Genomic DNA, 24,346 nt, shown 5'->3' on the forward strand with positions numbered 1-24,346 from the left:
TATCGCCTATCCCCGGGAAAAGTCCGGCTTATGCGGGAAGGATCGAATCTGACCGCCACAATGCTGATATTGTTTTAAATTCAGATACTTGCTAGCTATACTCGCTTGCGCCCGCGCGAAGCCGTCAAAGGAACAGGAATGGTAGAGTTGAAGAAGGCGCCAGATCCGATCGATCGTCATGTCGGCAGCCGCGTGCGGATGCAGCGCACTCTCATGAAAATGAGCCAGGAGAAGCTTGGAGAAGCGCTCGGAATCACTTTCCAGCAAGTGCAGAAATACGAGAAGGGGACCAATCGCATCGGCGCGAGCCGCCTCCAGCAGATTTCGAAAATTTTGAAAGTGCCGCCATCGTTTTTTTTCGAAGACGCGCCGGGCGGCCCGTCAGCGCAATCCGGGGGATTTGCGGAGGAATCCTCTTCCCAATACGTGGTCGATTTCCTGTCCACGTCGGAAGGCCTGCATCTCAATCGCGCCTTTGCCCGTATCCGCGACCCCAAGGTGCGCAAGCGCGTGCTCGATCTCGTGACGACGCTCGCGGAGCAGTCCGAGCCCTCGGGGAAGTAGCGATCTCGTTCTCCAAAACGAACGATTAGGGCTTTTCGGCTTGACGCACCGAACGGGCGCTGGCAGATGGACCCGCCTGCTCCGCAGTTATTCAACTCTTCCTCGAAGCGATCGGAGATCGGAAGTGACCCGGAAGAATTATCTTTTCACGAGCGAGTCCGTTTCCGAAGGCCATCCGGACAAAGTGTGCGACCGCATTTCAGACGAGATCGTTGACGAGTTTTTCCGTGAGGGTCCGAAGGCGGGCATCGACCCTTACGCCATTCGTGTCGCGGCCGAAACTCTGGCGACGACAAACCGCGTCGTCATCGCTGGCGAAGTGCGCGGACCGCATATCCCCTTCGAGCGCATCACCGAGATCGCGCGCAACGCCATTCGCGCCATCGGTTATGAGCAGCGCGGCTTCCACTGGAACACCGCGAATGTGGAAGTGCTGCTGCACGAGCAGTCGGTCGACATCGCGCAGGGCGTTGACGCCGCCGGTAACAAGGACGAAGGCGCGGGCGACCAGGGCATCATGTTTGGCTATGCCGTGCGCGAAACGCCGGAACTGATGCCGGCGCCGCTCTATTATTCGCACAAGATTTTGGAGCGGCTCGCGGAGGCGCGCCACAGCGGCAAGGAAAAGGGCCTCGGCCCCGACGCCAAGAGCCAGGTCACCGTTCGCTATGTCGAGGGCAAGCCCGTCGAGGCGACGCAGATCGTGCTGTCGCATCAGCATGTCGACGAAAGCCTGTCGCCCGGCGACATTCGCAGCCTCGCAGAGCCCTACATCCGCGCCGCGCTACCCGACGGTTGGATCACCAACACGACCGTTTGGCACGTCAATCCGACGGGCAAATTCTTCATCGGCGGCCCGGACGGCGACGCCGGCCTCACCGGCCGCAAGATCATTGTCGACACCTATGGCGGCGCAGCGCCCCATGGCGGCGGCGCATTCTCCGGCAAGGATCCAACCAAGGTCGATCGTTCCGCCGCTTACGCCGCCCGCTACCTCGCCAAGAATATCGTCGCGGCTGGGCTCGCCGACCGCTGCACGCTGCAGTTGTCCTACGCGATCGGCGTCGCCGAGCCGCTCTCGATCTATGTCGATCTGCATGGCACCGGCCAGGTTTGCGAAGAGAAGGTGGAAGAAGTCCTGCCTCAGCTCTTCCGGCTTTCGCCGCGCGGCATCCGCGAGCATCTTCAGCTCAACCGACCCATCTACGCCCGCACCTCAGCTTACGGCCATTTCGGCCGGACGCCTGACGCGGAGGGCGGCTTCTCGTGGGAAAAAACCGACCTCGTCGACCAGCTGCAATCGCATTTCGCGTAAATTCGGCCGATCGAGGATCGATTCGGAAGGCGATTGAAGCGCGGCGCTGCTTGTTCCGTCCCTGTGAGACGGACGAGGAGAAACGCGGCGCGAGACGTCCATCGAGCGCGGCCAGTCAGCGCTTATGAGCGAGACCCCTCAGCAACGCGGCCCCCACGGGCGCCTCTATGGCCGCTCGAAAGGCAAGGCGCTCCGCAAGCATCAGGCCACCCTGGTCGCGGAGCTCCTGCCGCGTCTGTCGCTCGACCTGTCGCAGCCGCCGGCGCCCTTTACGCGAGAAACGCATCTCGAAATCGGCTTTGGCGGCGGCGAGCATTTGATCGCCGCCGCCACTGAGAATCCAGAACTCGATTTTATCGGCTGCGAACCCTTCATCAATGGCGTGGTGAAACTCCTCGCTCGCATCAAAGAACGCGGCCTGACGAACATCCGACTGCATCAGGGCGACGCCGTGGACGTTCTCGACTGGTTACCGGCGGACAGCCTGTCGCGTGTGTATCTGTTCTATCCCGATCCCTGGCCCAAACGGCGTCATCGCAAAAGGCGCTTCATCGCGCGCGACAACCTCGACCGTTTGGCTCGAACGATGCGCGCGGGCGCGGAACTGCGCTTCGCCACAGATATCGACGACTACGCGGCCTGGACCCTGGCGCGCGTGCGCGCACACCCTGCCTTCGGCTGGCGCGCACAGCGCGGCGACGACTGGCTCGCGCCGTGGCGGGGCTGGACCCGAACTAAATATGAAGCCAAAGCCATGGCCCAGGGCCGCAATCCGGTCTATCTGACTTTCGTCCGAGAGCAGCGCTGAGCGGGCGCAATACGGCAAAGCCTCCAAAATCAGACTGCCGAGGACCACGATGAGGGGAGAAGCGCATGGTTGAGACGGCCGGAATGGCTGGCGCGCCGACGACGCCGATCGAAACGACGACGGATCGGTTCCGCGCCGACGTTCTCGACGCGTCGATGCGGCAGATCGTGCTCGTGGATTTCTGGGCGCCGTGGTGCGGACCTTGCCGCCAGCTCGCGCCTGTCATCGAGCGTCTTGTCGCCGCAACCGGCGGCAAGATCGCGCTCGTCAAAATGAACATCGACGCGGACCCGCTGATCGCCGATCAGCTCGGCGTCAAGTCGATCCCTGCGGTCGTCGCCTTTCAACGCGGACGGCCTATCGACGGATTCGTCGGCGCGCTGCCGGAAAGTCAGATCAAGGGTTTTCTAGAGCGGCTTGTGGGCCCTATCGAGGACGAAAGCGATGCGCTGGAAGCGGCGCAGGCGATGATCGCGGACGGCGACCTCGCGGGCGCCGAATCGCTGCTTGGAGAACTTGCCAGCGGCGAAGCGCCCAACGCCAAGGCCGCCGCCGTCTTGATGCGTCTCTATATCGACTCAGGACGTATCGACGACGCCGGGGCGCTCCTCGATGTTCTTCCGGAAGCGGCGCGACGCGACAGCGAAGTCGCGGCCGCGGCGGCCGCGCTTCAGAACGCGGAGCAGGCTCAGGATCTCGGCGAGGTCGACGATCTGAGAAATCGGATCAATTTCGATCCCAACGACCTCCAGGCCTATTTCGATCTCGCGCTGGCGCTCAACGCCAAAGGGCTGCGCGAGGAAGCGGCAGATGCGCTGCTTGAAATCATCCGACGCGACCGTAGTTGGAATGACGATGGGGCAAGGAAGCAACTCATCCAGTTTTTCGAGGCGTGGGGACCGATGGACAAGGCGGCCGTGACCGCGCGGCGGCGGCTGTCCACGCTGCTCTACTCATAGAGAGGCGTTCGCCATATGAGCTTGAACCATCCCTATGCCGACGTCAGCGAATTGCCGACAGTTCTGCCGCTCTTTCCGCTTTCAGGCGCCATATTGCTGCCGCGCGGCGAACTGCCGCTCAATGTCTTCGAGCCGCGCTATCTTGCGATGGTCGACGAGGCCATCGCCGGCGCCCGCCTGATCGGCATGATCCAGCCATTGCCAGGCGACGACACAATCGCCGAAGCGACTAACCTCTATGGCGTCGGCTGCGCCGGACGGATCACGCGTTTCGCCGAGACTGGAGACGGCCGCTATCTCATCACTCTTACCGGCGTGGCGCGGTTTCGCATCCTTGAGGAGCTGACGGTTCAAACGCCATTCCGGCAGTGTCGGGTCAGCTACGACGAATTTGCGGAGGACCTTGAGGCGGGCGCCGGCGCTGACGCGGTCGATCGCGAAAGCATGGTGTCGATGTTGCGCAACTTCGCCGAATGTTCGAAACTCGAAGTCGACTGGGCGAGCATCGACGCGGCTCCGACAGAGACGCTCGTCAATGCGCTGGCGATGATGTGTCCGTTCGGCGACAACGACAAGCAGGCGCTGATCGAAGCGATTGATTTGAAGACCCGCGCGGAAACGCTGATCGCGCTCGCGAAGCTCGATCTCGCGCAGCGGCACGGCAATCGGCCACAGTGGCATTGAGGAAACTGAGCATGACTGACGAACGCGAGCCCGGCGCCGAGAAGCTTGAATCGGGAGAACCGACGCGGATTGACCCCCGCTTGCTCGAAATCCTGGTCTGTCCGCTGACCAAGACCACGCTCGAATATGACAGCGCGCGACAGGAGCTGATCTCGCGCTCGGCGCGGCTCGCCTATCCGATCCGAGACGGCATTCCCATCATGCTGCCTGAAGAGGCGCGTCAGATCGACTGATCGTCTCGTCCGAGATGGACGAACCTGTCGCCTCGAAGCTTCTGGCGCTTCTCGATCTCGAGGAGGTGGGAGAAGACCTCTTCAGGGGGCACAGCCCGTCCTCTTCCGGCCGCCAGGTCTATGGCGGACAGGCGATTGCGCAAGCGCTTGTCGCCGCGACGCGCACTGTGCCCGCCGAGCGTCCCGTTCATTCGCTGCACGGCTATTTCGTACTCGCCGGCGATCCGTCAACGCCGATCGACTTTGCCGTCGAACGCGTGCGCGACGGCAAAAGCTTCACGACCCGGCGCTGCAACGCGACCCAGCGCGGGCACACGATCTTTTCGATGGAGGCGTCATTTCAGCGTCACGAAGAAGGCCTCTCGCACGCGACCCAAATGCCGGACGCGCCGGACCCTGAAAGCCTCGACGACATGCATGCGCTCGTCGAGCGCTTTCGCGCCTTCCTTCCGGAACAGGCCGAGAGCTGGCTCAAGCGCCGAAGCGCGCTCGATATGCGCGTCGTCGCGCCGGACAATGTGTTTTTCCCCGAACGCCGCGCCGCCGGCCAGATGATCTGGTTTCGCGTACGCGGCGCGCTGCCGGACGATCCCGTCATTCACACTGCGCTGCTCGCCTATCTTTCAGACATGACTCTGCTCAATACGGCGCTGCTCGTTCACGGCCTGACCATCTTCGATCCGAAGATCCAGGTCGCGAGCCTTGATCACGCGCTCTGGATTCACGGGCCGCTGCGCGTCGACGAGTGGCTGCTTTATGCGCAGCAAAGTCCGTGGGCCGGCGGCGCGCGCGCCTTGACGCGCGGTCAGATCTTTAGCCGCGACGGCCGACTCGTCGCCTCGGTGAGCCAGGAAGGCTTGGTGCGCCTGCGCGACGCGGCGCGGTCTTGAATGACTGCCCGCGCTGGAGGCAATTGGTCAGATTCTGCATAAATTCTAGGCGCCTAACTGGGCGGCTCCGTCCCGTGCGAAAGCGCCGGCGCGAGCGTGGTTCGGTGAGCGCCAGAGCGCATAGTCGAGGCCTGCAAAGGCAATAGCCGAACCGCGGCTGCAAGCGGCAGCATAGCCGGCGTCACGGTAAAGACGCTTCCCATCAGTAAATTCAGGCGTCAGCGCGGCTGGCACGCCATTTGAAAGCGCCAATGCGCGACGCGGCGGAGTCCTTCCCGCAAGCCGCGACCAAAACGACGCCGTCAAGCGAGCGACGCTCGCCAACGAGGTCGATAACAACAGGATTGGCAGATGAAAATCGTCACAGCGATCATCAAGCCGTTCAAGCTCGATGAGGTCCGCGACGCGCTGACCAACATCGGCGTGCACGGCCTTACCGTGACTGAAGTCAAGGGCTACGGACGTCAGAAGGGACACACCGAAATTTACCGCGGCGCAGAGTATGCGATCAGTTTCTTGCCGAAGCTCAAAATTGAAGTCGCCGTCGATGCGGCCGTCGTCGATCAAGTGATCCAGGCAATCTCCAACACCGCGCGCACCGGACAGATCGGCGACGGAAAGATTTTCGTCACGCCGCTCGAGCGCGCCATCCGCATCCGCACCGGCGAAACCGACGCCGACGCGCTTTGATCGCCCTCCCGCAACATTAGGAGCTTTTGCACATGAAACTTCCTTCGCCTCGAAGCGCTTCTGTCGCTTCGGTCATCGCGGGAGCGGCGATCTTGGCCTTTCTGGCCTTTCCGGCCTTCGCCGCGAATGATCCGACGCCCAATCCTGGCGACACCGCCTGGATGCTGACCTCATCGGCCTTGGTGCTGATGATGTCGATCCCCGGCCTCGCGCTTTTTTATGGCGGCCTGGTGCGCGCCAAGAATGCGCTGTCAATTCTCTCGCAAACTTTCGCGATCGTCGCGCTCGTCGGCGTGATCTGGACGATCTACGGCTATTCGCTCGCTTTCGGCGACGGCGGATCGCTCAGCAATTACATCGGCGGCTTTAACAAGCTGTTCCTGAAAGGCGTGACAGCCGCTTCCAACGCGGCGACCTTCACGCCGGGCCACGTCATTCCGGAATACGCGTATTTCGTCTTCCAGATGACCTTCGCGATGATCACCCCGGCGCTCATCATCGGCGCCTTCGCGGAGCGCATGAAGTTCTCAGCCGTACTGCTGTTCGTCGCCTTCTGGGTGACGGTCATCTACTTCCCGATTGCGCATTGGGTGTGGGGCGTCGCTGATCCGAACGCTCTGGTCGACGCCGCGACGCAGCTCGCAGCAGCTGGCGACGAAGCGGCGAAAGCGGCCGCGCAAGCCAAGATCGACGAGATCAACGGCGCCGTCGGCTGGCTCGCGGGCAAGGGCGCTCTGGACTTCGCCGGAGGCACGGTCGTGCACATCAACGCCGGCATCGCGGGTCTCGTCGGGGCGATCATCGTCGGCAAGCGCATCGGCTTCGGCAAGGAGGCCTTGCCGCCGCATTCGCTCACCCTGTCGATGGTCGGCGCCTCATTGCTGTGGGTCGGCTGGTTCGGCTTTAACGCCGGGTCGAACCTCGAGGCGAACGGCACGACGGCGCTCGCCTTCGTCAACACCATGGTGGCGACGGCGGCCGCGGCGCTCTCCTGGATGATCGTCGAATGGCTGGTGAAGGGCAAACCTTCGATGCTCGGCCTCATCACCGGCGCAGTCGCAGGCCTCGTCGCGGTGACGCCGGCCTCCGGCTACTCTGGTCCGGTCGGCGCCATCGTTCTTGGCCTCGCCGTTTCGCCGATCTGTCTCTTCTTCGTCGATTTCGTGAAGAAGATGGCGGGCTATGACGACGCGCTTGACGTGTTCGGCGTGCACTGCATCGGCGGCATCACCGGCGCGCTGGCGACGGGCATTCTGGTCAATCCCGATCTCGGCGGCGTCGGCATCACCGACTACACCAATCTGGAAACCTACGCGGGAACTTACGACATGGTGACGCAGATGAAGGCGCAAGGCATCGCCGTCGTCGCCACGCTTCTGTGGTCTGGCATCGGTTCGGCGATCCTCTTCAAGCTCGTCGATATCATCGTCGGTCTGAGGCCGACGCCTGATCAAGAGCGCGAAGGCCTCGACATCACCGATCACGGCGAGCGCGCTTACAACTACTAACGGCTTAGTCTCCTGACGCGATGCGAAACGGCGCCCACGGGGGCCGTTTCTTTTTTTACTTGAGTCGTTATCGCGCTAGCTGACGTTGCGCACATCCGTCTCCCATAGGGAGAAGGTGAGCGCACACCGCACGTATTGCCCTCGTCATCGAGCGCCGGCAGATTGTTCGTCATTCGAAGCGAGAGCGAGCGAGCACTATGTCGCGGTTTGTCAGTCGGCGCATTTTCCTTCTTTTCTTAGCTCTTGCGCTTGGAACCCCAATCCTTCCCGCCCGCGCCGCCGAACGCGTCGTCAATCTCACTTTCGTCGTCTTCAGCGATATCTATGAAATGGCTGAAAGGGACGGACGCGGCGGGTTCGCGCGCGTCGCTGGCGCGATCAAAGCCGAGCGCGCAAAAGCGAAAAACATTCTCGTCGCGCACGCCGGCGACACGCTGTCGCCCTCGCTCACGTCCAGCGTCGATAAGGGCGCGCACATCATCGACCTCCTCAACCGCGCTGGCCTCGATGTATTCACGCCCGGCAATCACGAATTCGATTTCGGCGAAACGGTGTTTCGCCAGCGCATGGGCGAAGCGAAATTCGCACTGCTCGCCGCAAATCTGCGCGACGCCTCGGACCATCCCCTGCCCGGCTTCGCCGACAGCAAAATCATCGACATCGAGGGTATGAAGGTCGGCCTCTTCGGCCTGACCGATGACGAAGCCGCGAGAAGATCTAGTCCCGGAACTCTGAAATTTCTGCCGGCGATCGAGACCGCAAAACTTCAAGCGCAGGCGCTGCGCGACGCCGGCGCCGACCTCGTCGTCGTGATTACGCATTCCGAATGGCAGGACGATCTACGTCTCGTGAAGCTCGGACCGATCGACATCGTTCTGTCCGGGCACGACCATAATCTCCTTGTCGCCTACGACGGACGCGCCGCGCTCGGCGAAACTCAGGCCGATGGCGTCAATCTCGTCGCGATCGACGTAGAGATTCGCAAAGGCTCCGATGGACGAACGCGATGGACGCCAAGGTTTCGCATCATCGACACGGCGGACGTTGCGCCCGACGCCGCGATTGCGGAGAGCGTGGCGCAATATCAAGCTGCGGTCGACAAGGCGCTCGACGTTGATATCGGCGTGACGAAGACGCCGCTCGACAGCCGCAAGACGAGCGTTCGCACGCAAGAGACGGCGATCGGTGACTTTTTTACGGAAGCAATGCGCGTCGCGACAGGCGCAGACGTCGCGATCCTCAATGGCGGCGGCATACGCGGCAATCGGAGCTATGCGCCCGGAACCAAACTGACGCGTAAGGACGTCGCCAGGGAGTTGCCGTTCAACGATAAGGTTGTGACTTTAGAGGTTTCAGGCGCCGATCTGCGCGCGGCCTTGGAAAACGCCGTGTGGATGATCGATAAGGACGCTGGCCGCTTCGGGCAGATTTCCGGCGCCCGAATCGTCGTGCGGCGCGACGCGGTTCCAGGATCGCGCCTTCTATCAATCGAGATCGGCGGCAAACCGCTCGCCGATGCAAAGCTCTATAAAGTCGCGACCACCGATTTTCTCGCGCACGGCAAGGACGGCTATGTCGCGCTTACGCGCGGCAAGCCGCTCGTCAGCGAGCTTGAGGGCCCCCTGCTGACGAGCGTCATTGCCGACGCAATTGAAAAAATCGGCGCGATCGCGCCTGCGGTCGACGGCCGCATCAAGATCGAGTGATCAAAGTCCGCCAAGGCATACATATTTGATCTCGATATAGTCATCGACGCCGTAGCGTGATCCTTCGCGTCCCAACCCAGAATGTTTGACGCCGCCGAAAGGCGCCACTTCGGTCGAAATGAGCGTTTCATTGACGCCGACCATGCCGAACTCCAACTGCTCGGCGACGCGGATGACGCGGGCGACATCGCGACTATAGAAATACGCCGCGAGGCCGTAAGGCGTGGCGTTAGCGAGGCGCACCGCTTCGGCCTCAGTTTCAAACGAGATGAGGGGCGCGACGGGACCGAATGTCTCTTCGTTGAAGATGAGCGAGTCGGCCGGCACATTGGCGAGCACGGTCGGCTGAAAGAAAGCGCCGCCGAGCGCGTGGCGGGCGCCGCCGGTGAGAACCTTTGCGCCATGCGCAATCGCGTCGGCGACGTGACGCTCGACCTTTTCAACCGCCGCTTCTTCGATCAACGGTCCGATGGCGACGCCATCCTGCGTCCCATCGCCGACCTTCAACGCGCGCGCCGCAGCCGCAAGCTTTTCGGCGAAGGCGTCGATGATCGAGGCGTGAACGATAATGCGGTTCGCCGAAACGCATGTCTGGCCGCTATTGCGATATTTCGTTGCGACGGCGCCCGCGACCGCGCGATCGAGATCGGCGTCTTCAAAGATGGCGAGCGGCGCGTTGCCGCCAAGCTCCATCGAACATTTCTGGATGTTCTCGGCCGCCTGTCGCAGCAAGATCCTGCCGACTTCGGTCGAACCGGTGAAGGTCAGCTTGCGCACGAGAGGATTCTTGGTGAATTCGAGCCCGACCGGCGCGGGGTCTTTCGCCGTCACCACATTGACCACGCCCGAGGGCACGCCAGCGCGCTCGGCAAGCTCCGCCAGCGCGAGCGCCGAAAAGGGCGTGAGCTCCGCAGGCTTCACCACCATCGTGCAGCCTGCGCCGAGCGCAGCTCCAACCTTGCGCGCAAACATGGCGGAGGGGAAGTTCCATGGCGTGATCGCGGCCGCGACGCCGATCGCCTGTTTGAAGACGAGCAGACGGCGGTCGGTCGGCCCTGGTATCACGTCGCCGTAAATGCGCCGTCCCTCCTCCGCGAACCATTCGATGAAACTCGCCGCGTAGGCGATTTCGCCGCGCGCCTCGGCAAGCGGCTTGCCCATCTCTGCGGTGATGATGCGCGCGAGCCGTTCCTGATCCGACATGATCAGTTCGAACCAGCGGCGCATCACATGCGCGCGCTCCTTGGCGGCGCCATCCCGCCAGCTTGGCAGCGCTCGTGCGCAAGACTCGATCGCCCGGCGCGTCTCTGCGACGCCCATGTCGGGAACTTGGCCGATGATCTTGCCAGTAGCCGGATTATTAACGGCGAAGGTTGCGCCATTCTCGGCGTCGACCCACACGCCGTCGATAAAACCCTGCTCGCGAAGGCCGAGGTTGATTTGATTCATTTTTTGATGTCCTCTGGCGGCTTGTCGCGCAGTTTTGATAAAAATGCCAAGGCGGCGTGACGGTCCTTATGGGGCCGCTAGCGAACCCGCTAAAAACCGACATAATTGCGGCCCATGGGCAGCGGCCGGCCACGCGCTCCTCCGCCTGAGGTCACTTTTGGCTCATTCCAAGATCGTCGATCTGACGCGCATTCGCCTCTCCCGTCGCTTTGTTATCGGCGCCGGCGCCACAGCCCTGTTGACGCCGCGCGCGCTGGCCAAGCCGGACGCATCTGCCGCCGCCTCGAACCGCTTCGGCGCTCTCGCTCCGGGCGAGACCGAGAGCCATGGGCTTTCCACGTTCGGCGACCTTGCCGAGCCGGCCGACTTCAAACATTTCGGCTACGTCAATCCGAAAGCGCCAAAGGGCGGAACATTGGCGCTGTCGCCGGCGAGCCCGACCTACGACAGTTTCAACGCCTATGTATTGCGCGGCAATCCCGCGACAGGCATGTCGCTCGTCTTCGACAGCCTGATGAACCAGAGCCTCGACGAGCGCGACGCCTATTACGGACTCGTCGCGAAGAAGGTGCGTATCTCGGCAGATAAACTCACTTACGCATTCCTTTTGCGCAAGGAAGCGCGCTTTCACGACGGTTCGCCGCTGACGGCGCATGACGCCGCCTTTTCGCTCAACATTCTCAAGAGCAAGGGCCATCCCGTTATCAGCCAATTGCTGCGTGATCTCGAAAGCGCTGAAGCGGAGGCGGACGACGTTCTTGTCGTGCGTTTCGCTCCCGGTCGCACCCGCGATCTGCCGGTGAGCGTCGTCGGTCAGCCTATTTTCTCGCGCGCCTATTATAAGGACCGCGACTTCGAGGCGACGACGTTGGAGCCGCCGCTTGGGTCTGGGCCCTACAAGGTTGGCGCCTTCGAGCAAGGCCGCTTCATCGCCTATCATCGAAATCCCGACTATTGGGCAAAGGACCTTCCTGTCGCCCTAGGGCAAGGCAACTTCGATGTCGTCCGCTTCGAATATTTCGGCGACAGCCAGGTGGCCTTCGAGGCGTTCAAGGCGGGCGCGTTCACGGAACGCGAGGAAAACATCGCCCGCGTCTGGGCGACGGGCTATGATTTTCCAGCCTTCAAGGACGGCCGCGTCAAGCGCACGACAACGCCTAACAACAATATTCCGCAGATCCAGGGATGGTTCTTCAACACGCGACGGAAGATCTTCAAGGATCCGCGCGTGCGTGAAGCGATCGGCTACGCCTTCGACTATGAATGGACAAGCCGCAACCTGATGTATGACGCCTATAAGCGAATCTCATCCTACTTCGAAAATTCCGAGCTCGAAGCGAAGGGACTGCCGAGCGAACAGGAAAAGGCCCTGCTCGAGCCCTATCGCGCCGATCTTCCCGCTGAAGTTTTTGGCGAGCCCTTTGTCGCGCCTGTCTCTGACGGCTCGGGACAGGACCGCAGCCTCTTAAAAAAGGCGAATGATCTTTTTGTCGCCGCCGGCTGCACGCGCAAGGACGGCGTTCTCTGCCTGCCCGACGGAACGCCGCTTGAATTCGAGTTTCTTGACAATTCGAGCGTCTTCGAGCGGCATACGCAGCCCTTCATCAAGAATTTGAAGCTTCTTGGCGTCACCGCGCGCATTCGCGTCGTCGACGCCGCTCAATATAAGAAGCGTCTCGAGGATTTCGACTTCGACATCGTCCACGACGTGCTGATGATGAGCTGGAGTCCCGGGGAGGAGCTTCGCGCTTATTTCAGCTCAAAAACCGCCGACGTCCCCGGCTCACGCAATTTGCCGGGCGTCTCCAATCCGGCGATCGACGCGCTGGTCGAAAAGGCGCTTCAGGCGCAAACGCGCGAAGAACTCGTCATTTGTTGCCGAGCGCTCGACCGCGCCTTGCGCTCGGAGCGTTACTGGGTTCCCCATTGGTATAATCCGGTGCATCGCTTCGCCTATTGGGATCTATTTGGCCAGCCGGAGCGGGCGCCGAAGTTCGACACGGGCGTGCTATGGACCTGGTGGTGGGACGACGACAAGGCGCGCAAGATCAACTTTGCTGGGCGCTGAAAACGATCTTTTCGCCTGATGCGAGGCCGTCGGACGCGACGCCGGCGCAAGAAAACGTGAGAGCTTAATGGGAGCCTATATCGCCCGCCGCGTGCTGCTGATGATCCCGACGATCCTCGGCATCATGCTCATCTCCTTCGCCATCGTGCAGTTCGCGCCGGGGGGACCGGTGGAACGCATCATCGCGCAACTGCAAGGCTTCGACGTCGGCGCGACCGGACGCTTCTCCGGCGGCGGGGGTGATGTCGGACAGGGCGGCGCGAGCCAGACAGGCACGATGGCCGCTGAAACCGCCTCAAAATATCGCGGCGCTCAGGGACTTGATCCGAAATTCATCGCGGAGCTCGAGAAGCAGTTCGGCTTCGACAAGCCGGCCTGGGAGCGCTTTCTGCTGATGGTGAAGAATTATGCGATGTTCGACTTCGGCCGCAGTTATTTTCGCGACGAAAGCGTCATCAAGCTTATCGGCGAGAAACTTCCCGTCTCGATTTCGCTCGGTCTTTGGATGACGCTTCTCTCTTACTCGATCTCAATTCCGCTCGGCATCGCCAAGGCGGTGCGTGACGGAACAAAATTCGACATGTGGACGTCGAACGCCGTCATCATCGGCTACGCCATTCCGAGTTTTCTTTTTGCGATGCTGCTGATCGTGCTCTTCGCAGGGGGCTCTTTCTGGCAGATTTTCCCGCTGCGCGGCCTGACGTCGGACGACTTCTGGCAGCTCTCGCTCTTTGACAAAATGAAGGATTACCTCTGGCATATCGTTCTGCCCGTCACCGCAATGACGCTCGGAGCCTTCGCGACGCAGACCTTTCTGACGAAGAACTCGTTTCTCGATGAAATCCGCAAGCAATATGTGCAGACCGCGCGCATGAAGGGCCTCACCGAGCGGCGCGTGCTTTATGGCCATGTGTTTCGCAACGCCATGCTGATCGTCATCGCCGGCTTCCCTGGCGCTTTCGTGCACGCCTTTCTTACCGGTTCGGTGCTTATCGAAACGATTTTCTCGCTCGACGGACTCGGCTATCTCTCCTTCGAGAGCATCGTCAACCGTGACTATCCGGTCGTTTTCGCCAATCTCTACATCTTCGCGCTGCTCGGACTTGTGGTGAATCTCATTTCCGATCTCACCTATACTTGGATCGATCCGCGCATCGATTTCGAAACGCGCGAGGTATGATGGTGAGCGCAGCAGTCGAAGCCGAACCTGTTCTTGCGCCTCCCCTTCATCGCGAAGGCTGGCTGCGGCTTACGCCGCTCGATCGACGTCGCCTGGAAAGTTTCAAGGCCAACAGGCGCGGCTACTGGTCGTTCTGGATCTTTATGACTCTGTTCCTCATGTCGCTCGGTTCGAATTTCCTGGCGAATGATCGCCCTATTCTCGCTTGGTATAAAGGCGAACTGCTGTTTCCGGCCTTCGTCTCTTATCCAGAAGAGAAATTCGGCGGCTTCCTGGCGCGCACCGATTATCGCGATCCTGTGATCGCCGACGAGATCAACGCGCATGGCTGGATGCTTTGGCCGCCGATCCACTTTTCCTATGACACGCATAATCTGGAGCTGCCGACGCCGGCGCCGTCGCCGCCGACCTGGATGCTGACGCAGAAGCAATGCGAGGTCGCCGCGGCGAAAGGCCTGCGGCCGGGCCAACCCAATCGGGGCTGCGCCGCTCTCGAATATAATTGGCTCGGCACCGACGATCAGGGCCGCGACGTAGTGGCGCGCCTGCTCTACGGATTTCGAATTTCAGTTCTGTTCGGGCTGATCCTGGCGACGGTTTCCTCGATCGTTGGCGTCGCGGCAGGCGCGATACAGGGCTATTTCGGCGGGCGCGTCGATCTTGTCTTCCAGCGCTTCATCGAAGTCTGGTCGTCGCTGCCGCAGCTCTATCTGCTGATCATCGTTTCATCGTTCCTGACGCCCGGATTTTTCGTGCTGCTCGGCATCCTGCTGCTCTTCTCCTGGGTGTCGCTGGTGCATGTCGTACGCGCCGAGTTCCTGCGCGCGCGCAATTTTGAATATGTCAACGCCGCGCGCGCTCTCGGGCTCTCCAACTTCCGCATCATCATCAAGCATCTGCTGCCCAACGCGACGGTGGCGACGCTGACCTTCCTGCCGTTTATTCTCAATTCGTCGATCACGACTCTTACGGCGCTAGACTTTCTGGGGTTTGGCCTGCCGCCCGGTTCGCCGTCCCTCGGCGAACTATTGTTGCAGGGAAAATCCAATCTTCAGGCTCCATGGCTGGGATTGACCGGCTTCGCCATCATCGCGCTGATGTTGTCGCTCCTGGTCTTTGTTGGCGAGGCGGTCCGCGACGCCTTCGACCCGAGGAAGAATTTCCGGTGACGGCTCACGGCGCTGCAGCGTCTCCCCTCCTCGACGTTCGCGATCTCTCGGTCTCCTTTCTGCAAGGCGGACGCGAGACAAAAGCGGTCGATCGCGCCTCCTTCTCTCTCGAGCGCGGCAAGACGCTTGCGCTCGTCGGCGAATCTGGCTCCGGCAAGTCGATCAGCGCGCTGTCGATCGTGCGTCTGCTTCCTCCTGGCGCGATCGCGTCCGGCGAAGCGCTCTTCGACGGCCAGGATATGCTCGCGATTGACGACGATCGGCTGCGCGCCGTCCGCGGCGCGCGCATCACGATGGTTTTCCAGGAGCCGATGACCTCGCTCAATCCGCTGCACACGATCGAGCAGCAGATTGCGGAAATTCTCGAACTGCATGGCATGCGCGGCGAAAAGGCCGTTCGCAAGCGAGTCGTTGAGCTTCTCGGAGAAGTCGGCATACCCGATCCTCAGGCGCGGCTTAACGCCTATCCGCATCAGCTCTCAGGCGGCCAACGTCAGCGCGTCATGATCGCCATGGCGCTCGCCAACAAACCCGATCTGCTCATCGCCGACGAGCCGACGACGGCGCTCGACGTCACCGTCCAGGCGCAAATCCTCGCGCTGTTGGAGCGGCTGCAAGAAACCTACGGCATGGCGATGCTGTTCATCACGCACGACCTCGGACTCGTGCGCCGTTTCGCCGATACGGTCTGCGTCATGCAAAAGGGCCGCATCGTCGAGCAGGGCCAGGTGGAAGAAGTCTTCACATCGCCGCGTCACCCTTACACCAAGGCGCTGCTTACGGCGGAGCCAAAGGGCGCGCCAATCGTCGAAAACACGCAAGCCCCTGTTGTCGCATCGGCCGAAGAACTGCGCGTCTGGTTTCCGATCAAGCGCGGCTTCATGCGTCGCACGGTTGGTCATGTGAAGGCGGTCGACGGCGTCACGGTCGAGGTGCGCGAGGGCGCGACTGTCGGCGTCGTCGGCGAGTCCGGCTCCGGCAAGACGACGCTGGCGCTCGCCATGCTGCGGCTCATTCGCTCAGAGGGGCCGATCGCTTTCCTCGGGCAACGCATCGACGGCAAGAGCGTCGACTCCATGCGTCCGCTTCGCCGCGACATGCAGATCGTTTTCCAGGACCCATATGGTTCGCTTTCTCCGCGCATGTCAGTGGCGGATATCGTCGCCGAAGGGCTCACCGTGCAACGGCCCGAACTTACGCTTGATCAGCGCCGCGAAATCGTTGCGCGCGCGCTACAGGAGACCGGACTCGATCCATCGACGATGGATCGCTATCCGCACGAATTTTCCGGCGGCCAGCGACAGCGCATCGCCATCGCGCGCGCCATGGTGCTCGAGCCAAAATTCGTCGTGCTCGATGAGCCGACGTCGGCGCTCGATATGTCCGTGCAAGCGCAGATCATCGATCTATTGCGCGACCTCCAGCGGCGCCGCTCGCTCGCCTATCTCTTCATCAGCCACGATCTGCGCGTGGTGAAAGCGCTCGCCGCGCATCTCATCGTCATGCGCTACGGCAAGGTGGTTGAGGAAGGACCGGCGACCCAGGTGTTTGCCGAGCCCAAGAGCGATTATACGCGCGCGCTTTTCGCGGCGGCCTTTCGCAATGAGGCGGAGCCGATTTCGGGCAATTCACTCGGCGGAAAATGAGTCCGAGAGCGTCTCGCCGTTCGAGCTAACGCCAGCGCGGGCGGGATCACGAAAGGCGACAACCGTGACGCGTTGCGTCAGAACGGCTTCGTCACGCTGATTATAGGTCGCCATATCCATCGAAACGAAGCCGCGATCCCTATGGCGGCGCGGATGAACGATCCGCGTCACTTCGGCTTCCACTCTCAGAGAATCGCCGGGCCGCACCGGCAGCTTCCAGGCGATATGCGCCTCGACGCCGACGAGCCCGCCTGCGAAAGGCGGATCGGCCGACTCGATGAGGAGCTTTATGCTCAACGCGCCCGTCTGCCAGCCGCTCGCGACAAGCCCACCGAACATGCTGTCCTTTGCGGCCTTTTCGTCGAGATGAAAATACTGCGGATCATTCTGGCGCGCGAAGCGGATGATGTCTTCAGCGCTGATCGTGACGCTCTTTGAGCGCAGCCGCTGCCCGACGCGAAGATCTTCGAGATAAAGCTTCTTCGTCATGCTCAAACGTCTTTCGCTAAGCGCTTCACGCTTGTGACCGGTCCCGCTCCCCCAGCTTCGTTACGCGAACGCACGATATCGAGCGGCTCGCTCGTGACCTGCATATGCGTGGCGTTCGCGTGAAGCAGCGTGACGGCGTCTCGCATGATCCCGACATGCCCCTTCCAGAACACGATGTCGCCGCGCATGAGCGGCGCGTTGGACGCAAGCGGCGCGCCGAGCGCCGCTTCCTGCATATCTGTGTCGCGCGGCGCCTTCACTCCTGCCATTAGCAACGAAACCTGCAGCAATCCCGAGCAATCGACGCCCATCCAGGACTTGCCGCCCCAGAGATAGGGCGCCCCAATAAGAGTCTCGGCCACGGCGACGAAGTCAGGCGCCTCCGTCTCGCGCGGGGCAAGATGTTTGCGATAAATAAATCCGAGTTCCGGCGTCACGTAAAATCCGTCGCGCTCTTCGGCGATCGCGACTTCGGCGCCGAGCGGCAGCGCGTTGAGCGGCGGCAATTTGATGTTTGGACCTGGATAAATGAACGTCCGTGGCGCGCAGACTCGGTGCGTCGGCGCGCTCAATTCGCGCCACAACGTATTCGCGGCGATCCAGCCGACATAATTGTCGCGCGCAAGCTGCGCCCAGGCCCACCCCTCCTCTTCATCGTAAACGGTGACGTGTTCGCCGTAGAGCGCCTGGGTGTCGACGGCGGCGTCCGGTCGGGGCTCGTGTCGAAGATCGACGACGCAGTCCCTGACCTCCATCGCCACGCCTTCGACATAGCGGTCGGCGGTCACGCGGCCCTTGAGATAGGCTGCGGCGATTTCGGGGCGCGCGGGCGTCAGCCGCCGATCGAAAATTTCGCTCACGACGTCGCTTTCCCTTGCTCGGCGCGGGCCTCGATCAAATCATAAAGGAGGCGCGCAGCTTGCACATCGCCGCCTTCCGGACGGCCAGGCTTCGTCGAAGGATTCCAGCAATAAACGTCGAAATGCGCCCAGCGCATTGGATCAGCGACGAAGCGCCTCAGGAACAGCGCGGCGGTGATCGATCCGGCGAAGGGACCGCTCGTCACATTGACGAGATCGGAGATTTTGCCGTCGAGGCCGCTATCGTAATTGTCCCATAGCGGCATCCGCCACACTGGATCGTTCGACGCTGCGGCCTTGGTGGCGATCTCATCTGCGAGCGCGTCGTCGCCAGTATAGAAAGGGGGAATTTCGGGACCGAGCGCAACCCGCGCTGCTCCAGTCAGCGTCGCGAAATCGAACAAAAGATCGGACGGCGTTTCGCTCGCATAGGCGAGCGCATCGGCGAGAATGAGTCTCCCCTCTGCGTCGGTGTTGCCGACTTCGACAGTCAATCCCTTGCGGCTACGGTAAATGTCGCTCGTACGGAACGCCTGAGCGGAGATCGAATTTTCAACGATCGGAATCAGCACACGCAAGCGGACTGGCGCATCGCTATCAAGCAGCATCGACGCAAGCGATAGAGCCGTCGCGGCGCCGCCCATGTCCTTCTTCATCAGCTGCATCGCGCTCGAAGGCTTGATGTCGAGTCCGCCCGTATCGAAACAGACGCCCTTGCCGACGAGCGTGACTCGCATACCGTCCTCTGGGCCGCGCTCGAATTCGACGAGCCGCGGCGCCTGGGCCGCCGCGCGCCCGACAGCGTGGATCAATGGAAAGTTTTCAACAAGCAGCGCATCGCCAACAATGACCCGGCACTCGGCGCCATATTTCGCGCCGAGTGCAAGCGCCGCTTCTGCGAGCGCCTCGGGACCCATATCGTTCGTCGGCGTATTGATGAGATCGCGGCCCATGGCGACGGCGCTTGCGATGCGTTCGATGCGCGCGCGGTCAACGCCCTGCGGGGCGCAGAGACGCGGCGCTTCGTTCTTGCGCGCCTTGTAACGCGAGAACGAATAGCTCGACAGAAGGAATGCCAGCGCCCTCTGCTCCGGCGCTTCGGCGCCCTCCGCGAAGCGATAAAGCCCCTTCGGCAACGCAGTTGCGAGCTTTCCAGCAAAAAAAGGATCGCGCGACTTCGGCTCCCTCCCCTCCGCGCCGAAGAAGACGCGCGGCGCGCCTTCGACGTCTGGCGCAGAAAAGAGAGTTCCCGGCATCGCCTCAAATGCCACAAGGTCCGCAAGATGCGCTGTCGGTTCGGGGAGTTTTGCGCGGCGTTCGGGCCAGTCTTCCTTGCTGACGAACTCGATGGCGGTGGCTTCAGGCGACCAGTCTTCAAGCTTCATTCGTTCCGCTGCTTTCTTTGCGCCGACCAACTCGCGCTTGTCTCCATCTGGGCGCATCACACAAAAGCGAAAGACTCGCCGATATCAAGGGGCTCGGCGCTTCGGGGCCGTCACGCCAGCTCCGCCACAGCAAAATGTTTACTCAAAATGTATAAAAATTAACCGCAATGTGCCTCAGAACTCGCCAGAACCGTGAGCGGCGCTAAGATGCAAAACGATTATTTTATGCGCAATATGGTACGCCAATTGCTGAGGTAACGCTCACTTCGCCACTCTTGAGGGCATGACTGCGCAAATGAAGATCATCACGGCCATCATCAAGCCCTTCAAGCTCGACGAGGTGCGCGAGGCGATGACGGAAATCGGCGCGCATGGAATGACCGCAACCGAGGTGAAAGGCTATGGCCGGCAGAAGGGCCATGCCGAAATCTATCGGGGCACGGAATATATCGTCTCCTTCCTGCCCAAGATCAAAATCGAGGTCGCGCTTGCCGACGCCCTCGTCGACCGCGCCATCGAGGCGGTCAGGCTCGCCGCCTATACGGGTCATATCGGCGACGGCAAAATCTTCGTTTCGCCGCTGGAGCGCGCCATGCGCATCCGTACCGGCGAAACCGACTCCGACGCGCTCTAAGCGCCTCTTCCAACTATCAATCAGGATCAAGCGATGCACAACTCGTTTGCGCGCGTGTCGAGCGAGGATTTCCTCATCCTGAGGGGCCTGCAACGCGGGCGTCTCGAAGGGCGAGGAAATCCGCCCGCGCCGTATCTCTCGCCCTCGCGCTTCGAGACGCGCCTTTCAGGCGCTCCTCAGCATGAGGGCGGCGCATTGCGCCGCACGATTTTGGGAGCAGCGGCAGCACTCGTGACGCTCATTATCTCGCACCCCGCCCTCGCGCAGGAAGGCGCCACGAAGATCGACGCCGCCGACACAGCCTTCATGATCGCCGCCACCGCGCTCGTCCTGATGATGACGCTGCCGGGTCTTGCGCTCTTTTACAGCGGCATGGTGCGCAAGAAGAATGTGCTCGCCACCATGGCGCAGAGCCTCATCGCCACCGCCCTAGTCTCGCTCCTTTGGATCGGCGTCGCCTACAGCCTCGCCTTCAGCGGCGACGGCGCCTATATCGGCGACGCGTCGCGGATGCTGCTGGCCGGAATTGGGCTCGGTACGGTCAGTCCTTTCGCGAAGACCATCCCCGAAATTCTGTTCATGATCTATCAGATGACCTTCGCGGTCATCACTTGCGCGCTGGTCGCCGGCTCCGTCGCCGAACGCATGAAATTCTCGGCCTTCATGCTGTTTTGCGCGTTGTGGCTCTTTATCGTCTATGTGCCTTCGACGCATTGGGTCTGGGGCGGCGGCTTTCTGCAGAAGATGGGCCTCCTCGATTTCGCCGGCGGCACCGTCGTGCACATCAATGCCGGCGTCGCCGGCCTCGTCTGCGCGCTCGTCCTCGGAAATCGCGTTGGTTTCGGACGCGAAAATCTCTCGCCCTTCGATCTCTCGCTCGCCGTCGTCGGCACGGGGCTTCTTTGGGTCGGCTGGTTCGGCTTCAACGGCGGCTCGGCGCTTGCCGCCAATTCCCGCGCCGTCTTCGCCATCGTCGCGACGCATCTCGCCGCATGCGCCGGCGCGCTGGTGTGGAGCGGGCTCGAATGGGTCCAGCGCGGCAAGCCTTCCGTGCTCGGCGTCATCTCGGGCGCCGTCGCCGGCCTCGGCACGATCACGCCGGCCTCCGGCTATATCCTGCCCTGGCATGGCGTCGTCATCGGGCTGATCGCTGGCGGCGTCTGCTATTGGTTCTGCACCGTCGCAAAACACAAATTCCGCTATGACGACACGCTCGACGTCTTCGGCGTGCATGGCGTCGGCGGCATTATGGGGACGCTGTTCGCCGGCGTCTTCGCAACGCGCGCGATCACTGCTTCAGGAAACGATCCTGGCGTCGCCGGCTTATTGGACGGCGACCCGCATCAGCTTCTCGTGCAAGCGATCGGGGTTCTTGTCACCCTCGTCTGGTGCGTGATCGGCACCTGGGCGACGCTGAAAATCGTCTCGCTGATCATGACGTTGCGCGTCAATTCAGACGATGAGCGCGAAGGTCTCGACATCGCGCTGCACGGGGAGGCGCTCCACCAGTAGCTTGGACGAAGCTGCAGGAGAAATCTTTCAAGCTCGGGTGTGTGATTCTCGACTGGCGCAATTAGGTTTCGTTGGAGGTTCCAAAACGAAACCGAAAGGCTCCTTCCATGTCGAAAATTTCGCGCAGAGACATTTTGTCCGCGACAGCGAGCGGCGCGATGATCGCAGCTGCGATGGAAAGAAGCGCGGCCGCGACTTTCGGAAACCCTGACGAACCGCCGCAAGGCGCGATCAACACGAAAGACAATCCCGCGAGCCTCACCGATCCCGGCCCCCAAAATCCGGCGATCGGAAATCAATTCCCCTCGGCGCAATTTCCGCCGCCGACCGACGTCAGCGACATGCCGATGTTTTGGGCGTCGTTCAACAATGCGCCAAAGCGCGTGCAGAATGGCGGCTGGGCCCGACAGGTGACGCAGGCGGATTTCGCGATTGCAGAAGAGATTTCAGGCGTCGACATGCGGCTCACGGCCGGCGGCATCAGAGAGATGCATTGGCATCTCGCGGCAGAATGGGGATTTGTGTCTTATGGCAATTGCCGCGTCACGGTGCTCGACGAAATGGGCCGACCCTATGTCGCCGATGTGAAGGAAGGCGATCTCTGGTATTTTCCCGCCGGCCTGCCGCATTCATTGCAAGGCCTTGGACCGGATGGCTGCGAATTCATTCTCTGTTTCGACGACGGCAAAGAGACTGAATATAACACTCTGCTGCTGACCGACTGGATGGCGCATACGCCGCCGGAGATTCTCGCTGAAAATTTCGGCGTTCCCGCAGAGACGTTCGCAAAAATTCCGCTCCACCAGCTTTACATCTTCCAGGGCAAAATGCCGGGGCCTTTGAGCGCCGACCGCGAGGCTGTGAAGACGAAAGCCGGCGCCCCGCCGCACCCATTCACCTTTTCGCTCGGCTCCAGCGCGCCGATACGCCAGTCGAAAGCCGGCGAAGTGCGCGTCGCCGACAGCAATAATTTCCATGTCTCGAAGACGATCGCCGCCGCGCTTGTCACGCTGCGTCCTGGCGCTTTGCGCGAATTGCATTGGCACCCCAACGCCGACGAATGGCAATATTGGATCAAGGGCAAGGGCCGGATGACCGTGTTCGACACCGGCCCGAAAGCGGTGACGATGGACTTCAATCCCGGCGACATCGGCTATGTGAAGCGCAGCAACGGCCACTACATCAAAAATGTCGGCGATACGGACCTGCAGTTTCTGGAAGTCTTCCGCAGTCCTTATTTCGCCGACGTCTCACTATCGGATTGGCTGACTCACACGCCGCCAGCGATGGTCGCGCAGCATCTGAACGTCAGCGAAGAGGTGATCGCGAAGTTTCCGAACAACAAGCCTGAGATCATGCCGCCTTTGTGAATCGGCGTGCGCATAAGCAGATTTGTCCGTCATTGCGAGCGAAGCGAAGCAATCCAAAAACCTTGACGAGCCCGGATTGCTTCGTCGCTTTCGCTCCTCGCAATGACGGAGCCATTTAAGGTATTATAATACCATTATGTTCTGTCTGCTGGTTTTCTTGCTATTCCGCGCTATTGATCGCCTCAAAACTGCTTGACGGCCGCCCCCGCTTGCCTTATCCACCCGCCATCGGAACCTTAGAGTTCACGCGGAATCTCTCCTCATGTACGGCAAGACTTATTCGGCGAAACCCGCCGACATCGAAAAGAAGTGGGTGCTGATCGACGCCTCCGGGCTTATCGTCGGCCGACTCGCCTCGCTCATCGCGCTACGCCTTCGCGGCAAGCATAAGGCGAGCTTCACGCCGCATATGGATGACGGCGACAACATCATCGTCATCAACGCCGACAAGGTGGTTCTGACCGGCCGCAAGCGCGACCAGAAGGTCTATCATCATCACACCGGCTTCCCGGGCGGCATCAAGGAACGCTCGGCGAAGTTCATTCTCGAGGGGCGCTTCCCTGAACGCGTTCTCGAGAAGGCCGTGCAGCGCATGCTGCCGCGCGGCCCCCTGGGCCGCAAGCAGCTTGGCAATCTGCGAGTCTACAAAGGCGCCGAACATCCGCATGAGGCGCAGAGCCCGCAGACGCTCGATGTCGCCGCCCTAAACGTCAAGAATAGCCGGAGCGCCTGATCATGGCCGAGACCACTCTTTCCTCGCTTTCCGATCTGCAGGCGAGCGTCGCGGCGCCGGAAGCGCCCCGCTATGTGCAAAAGCTCGACAAGCAGGGCCGCGCCTACGCCACCGGCAAGCGCAAGAACGCCGTCGCGCGCGTCTGGGTCAAACCCGGCGCCGGCAAGGTCACTGTCAATGGCAAGGACATCGAGGCCTATTTCGCGCGCCCGGTGCTGCGGATGATCCTCGCGCAGCCGCTCGTCGTCGCCAAGCGCACGGGTCAATATGATCTCGTCGTTTCGGTTGCGGGCGGCGGGCTTTCCGGTCAGGCCGGCGCGGTGCGCCATGGCCTCGCCAAGGCGCTGACCAATTACGAGCCGGAACTGCGTCCCGCGCTCAAGAAGGAAGGTTTTCTCACCCGCGACTCCCGCGTCGTCGAGCGCAAGAAATACGGCAAGCGGAAAGCGCGCCGCAGCTTCCAGTTCTCGAAGCGCTAAGCTTCCCGTTCATCG

23 protein-coding genes are annotated in these 24,346 nt (G+C 61.5%); 19 read left to right on the top strand and 4 right to left on the bottom strand.

What is annotated here, in order from left to right; genetic code table 11:
- Nucleotides 1-138: 138 nt before the first annotated feature.
- The 10 genes from FEV16_RS12235 to FEV16_RS12280 all read left to right on the top strand — a co-directional run bounded on the left by FEV16_RS12235 (nucleotide 139) and on the right by FEV16_RS12280 (nucleotide 9,357).
- Nucleotides 139-564: a helix-turn-helix domain-containing protein gene (locus FEV16_RS12235; protein WP_138167917.1), complete on the top strand. Its 426-nt coding sequence runs from the start codon at nucleotides 139-141 to the stop codon at nucleotides 562-564.
- Between the two features lie 124 nt (nucleotides 565-688).
- Complete coding sequence (gene metK / locus FEV16_RS12240) at nucleotides 689-1,879, top strand: methionine adenosyltransferase (RefSeq protein WP_138167918.1); 1,191 nt, start codon at nucleotides 689-691, stop codon at nucleotides 1,877-1,879.
- A 124-nt stretch (nucleotides 1,880-2,003) separates the two neighbouring features.
- Nucleotides 2,004-2,687 carry a tRNA (guanosine(46)-N7)-methyltransferase TrmB gene (trmB, locus tag FEV16_RS12245; RefSeq protein ID WP_138167919.1) on the top strand — a complete coding sequence of 228 codons (684 nt, stop codon included), beginning with the start codon at nucleotides 2,004-2,006 and terminating at the stop codon, nucleotides 2,685-2,687.
- Between the two features lie 65 nt (nucleotides 2,688-2,752).
- Nucleotides 2,753-3,646 (top strand): co-chaperone YbbN, encoded by an 894-nt coding sequence (locus FEV16_RS12250; RefSeq protein ID WP_138167920.1) that lies wholly within the window; start codon nucleotides 2,753-2,755, stop codon nucleotides 3,644-3,646.
- Between the two features lie 15 nt (nucleotides 3,647-3,661).
- A complete protein-coding gene (locus tag FEV16_RS12255; protein WP_138167921.1) occupies nucleotides 3,662-4,330 on the top strand; it encodes an LON peptidase substrate-binding domain-containing protein in 669 nt (222 codons plus the stop codon).
- A gap of 11 nt (nucleotides 4,331-4,341) precedes the next feature.
- Nucleotides 4,342-4,563: a Trm112 family protein gene (locus FEV16_RS12260; RefSeq protein WP_138167922.1), complete on the top strand. Its 222-nt coding sequence runs from the start codon at nucleotides 4,342-4,344 to the stop codon at nucleotides 4,561-4,563.
- A gap of 14 nt (nucleotides 4,564-4,577) precedes the next feature.
- Nucleotides 4,578-5,453: an acyl-CoA thioesterase II gene (gene tesB / locus FEV16_RS12265; RefSeq protein WP_138167923.1), complete on the top strand. Its 876-nt coding sequence runs from the start codon at nucleotides 4,578-4,580 to the stop codon at nucleotides 5,451-5,453.
- 351 nt (nucleotides 5,454-5,804) lie between these two features.
- Nucleotides 5,805-6,143, top strand: coding sequence for a P-II family nitrogen regulator (locus tag FEV16_RS12270; protein WP_138167924.1), 339 nt, complete (start codon nucleotides 5,805-5,807; stop codon nucleotides 6,141-6,143).
- A 32-nt stretch (nucleotides 6,144-6,175) separates the two neighbouring features.
- The gene (locus FEV16_RS12275) at nucleotides 6,176-7,651 is read left to right on the top strand and encodes an ammonium transporter (RefSeq protein WP_138167925.1); all 1,476 of its coding nucleotides are present in this window, start codon (nucleotides 6,176-6,178) and stop codon (nucleotides 7,649-7,651) included.
- Nucleotides 7,652-7,848: 197 nt separating this feature from the next.
- Entirely contained in the window at nucleotides 7,849-9,357 is a 1,509-nt protein-coding gene (locus FEV16_RS12280; RefSeq protein ID WP_138167926.1) for a bifunctional UDP-sugar hydrolase/5'-nucleotidase, read from the top strand.
- Here the strand turns inward: FEV16_RS12280 and FEV16_RS12285 are convergent, their stop codons facing one another.
- Complete coding sequence (locus tag FEV16_RS12285; RefSeq protein WP_138167927.1) at nucleotides 9,358-10,806, bottom strand: NAD-dependent succinate-semialdehyde dehydrogenase; 1,449 nt, start codon at nucleotides 10,804-10,806, stop codon at nucleotides 9,358-9,360.
- Nucleotides 10,807-10,963: 157 nt separating this feature from the next.
- Here FEV16_RS12285 and FEV16_RS12290 point away from each other — a divergent pair, with 157 nt between their 5' ends.
- From FEV16_RS12290 to FEV16_RS12305, 4 genes are all read left to right on the top strand, one after another.
- Nucleotides 10,964-12,874, top strand: a complete 1,911-nt coding sequence (locus FEV16_RS12290) for an extracellular solute-binding protein (protein ID WP_138167928.1) — start codon at nucleotides 10,964-10,966, stop codon at nucleotides 12,872-12,874.
- A 67-nt stretch (nucleotides 12,875-12,941) separates the two neighbouring features.
- Nucleotides 12,942-14,054, top strand: coding sequence for a microcin C ABC transporter permease YejB (locus FEV16_RS12295; protein WP_138167929.1), 1,113 nt, complete (start codon nucleotides 12,942-12,944; stop codon nucleotides 14,052-14,054).
- Entirely contained in the window at nucleotides 14,051-15,223 is a 1,173-nt protein-coding gene (locus FEV16_RS12300; RefSeq protein WP_138167930.1) for an ABC transporter permease, read from the top strand. Before FEV16_RS12295 ends, FEV16_RS12300 begins: the two co-directional genes overlap by 4 nt.
- Entirely contained in the window at nucleotides 15,220-16,869 is a 1,650-nt protein-coding gene (locus FEV16_RS12305; RefSeq protein WP_138167931.1) for an ABC transporter ATP-binding protein, read from the top strand. The genes FEV16_RS12300 and FEV16_RS12305 overlap by 4 nt, the downstream gene beginning before the upstream one ends.
- Here the strand turns inward: FEV16_RS12305 and FEV16_RS12310 are convergent.
- The 3 genes from FEV16_RS12310 to FEV16_RS12320 are packed head-to-tail and all read right to left on the bottom strand — an operon-like array spanning nucleotide 16,852 to nucleotide 19,603.
- The gene (locus tag FEV16_RS12310) at nucleotides 16,852-17,358 is read right to left on the bottom strand and encodes a MaoC/PaaZ C-terminal domain-containing protein (RefSeq protein WP_138167932.1); all 507 of its coding nucleotides are present in this window, start codon (nucleotides 17,356-17,358) and stop codon (nucleotides 16,852-16,854) included. The genes FEV16_RS12305 and FEV16_RS12310 overlap by 18 nt on opposite strands.
- 2 nt (nucleotides 17,359-17,360) lie before the next feature.
- Nucleotides 17,361-18,218 (bottom strand): NlpC/P60 family protein, encoded by an 858-nt coding sequence (locus tag FEV16_RS12315; RefSeq protein ID WP_138167933.1) that lies wholly within the window; start codon nucleotides 18,216-18,218, stop codon nucleotides 17,361-17,363.
- The gene (locus tag FEV16_RS12320; RefSeq protein WP_138167934.1) at nucleotides 18,215-19,603 is read right to left on the bottom strand and encodes a leucyl aminopeptidase family protein; all 1,389 of its coding nucleotides are present in this window, start codon (nucleotides 19,601-19,603) and stop codon (nucleotides 18,215-18,217) included. Before FEV16_RS12320 ends, FEV16_RS12315 begins: the two co-directional genes overlap by 4 nt.
- 283 nt (nucleotides 19,604-19,886) lie before the next feature.
- On the opposite strand from FEV16_RS12320, the gene FEV16_RS12325 reads away from it, so the two are divergent.
- The 5 genes from FEV16_RS12325 to rpsI all read left to right on the top strand — a co-directional run bounded on the left by FEV16_RS12325 (nucleotide 19,887) and on the right by rpsI (nucleotide 24,331).
- Nucleotides 19,887-20,237, top strand: a complete 351-nt coding sequence (locus FEV16_RS12325; RefSeq protein ID WP_281404856.1) for a P-II family nitrogen regulator — start codon at nucleotides 19,887-19,889, stop codon at nucleotides 20,235-20,237.
- A gap of 33 nt (nucleotides 20,238-20,270) precedes the next feature.
- Nucleotides 20,271-21,749, top strand: a complete 1,479-nt coding sequence (locus tag FEV16_RS12330; protein ID WP_246657307.1) for an ammonium transporter — start codon at nucleotides 20,271-20,273, stop codon at nucleotides 21,747-21,749.
- 107 nt (nucleotides 21,750-21,856) lie between these two features.
- Nucleotides 21,857-23,119, top strand: coding sequence for an oxalate decarboxylase family bicupin (locus tag FEV16_RS12335; protein WP_138167936.1), 1,263 nt, complete (start codon nucleotides 21,857-21,859; stop codon nucleotides 23,117-23,119).
- 262 nt (nucleotides 23,120-23,381) lie between these two features.
- Nucleotides 23,382-23,852: a 50S ribosomal protein L13 gene (gene rplM, locus FEV16_RS12340; protein ID WP_138167937.1), complete on the top strand. Its 471-nt coding sequence runs from the start codon at nucleotides 23,382-23,384 to the stop codon at nucleotides 23,850-23,852.
- A gap of 2 nt (nucleotides 23,853-23,854) precedes the next feature.
- A complete protein-coding gene (gene rpsI / locus FEV16_RS12345; protein ID WP_138167938.1) occupies nucleotides 23,855-24,331 on the top strand; it encodes a 30S ribosomal protein S9 in 477 nt (158 codons plus the stop codon).
- Nucleotides 24,332-24,346 lie beyond the last annotated feature (15 nt).

The sequence above is a fragment of the Methylocystis sp. B8 genome (assembly GCF_005771425.1).
Taxonomy (GTDB): domain Bacteria; phylum Pseudomonadota; class Alphaproteobacteria; order Rhizobiales; family Beijerinckiaceae; genus Methylocystis.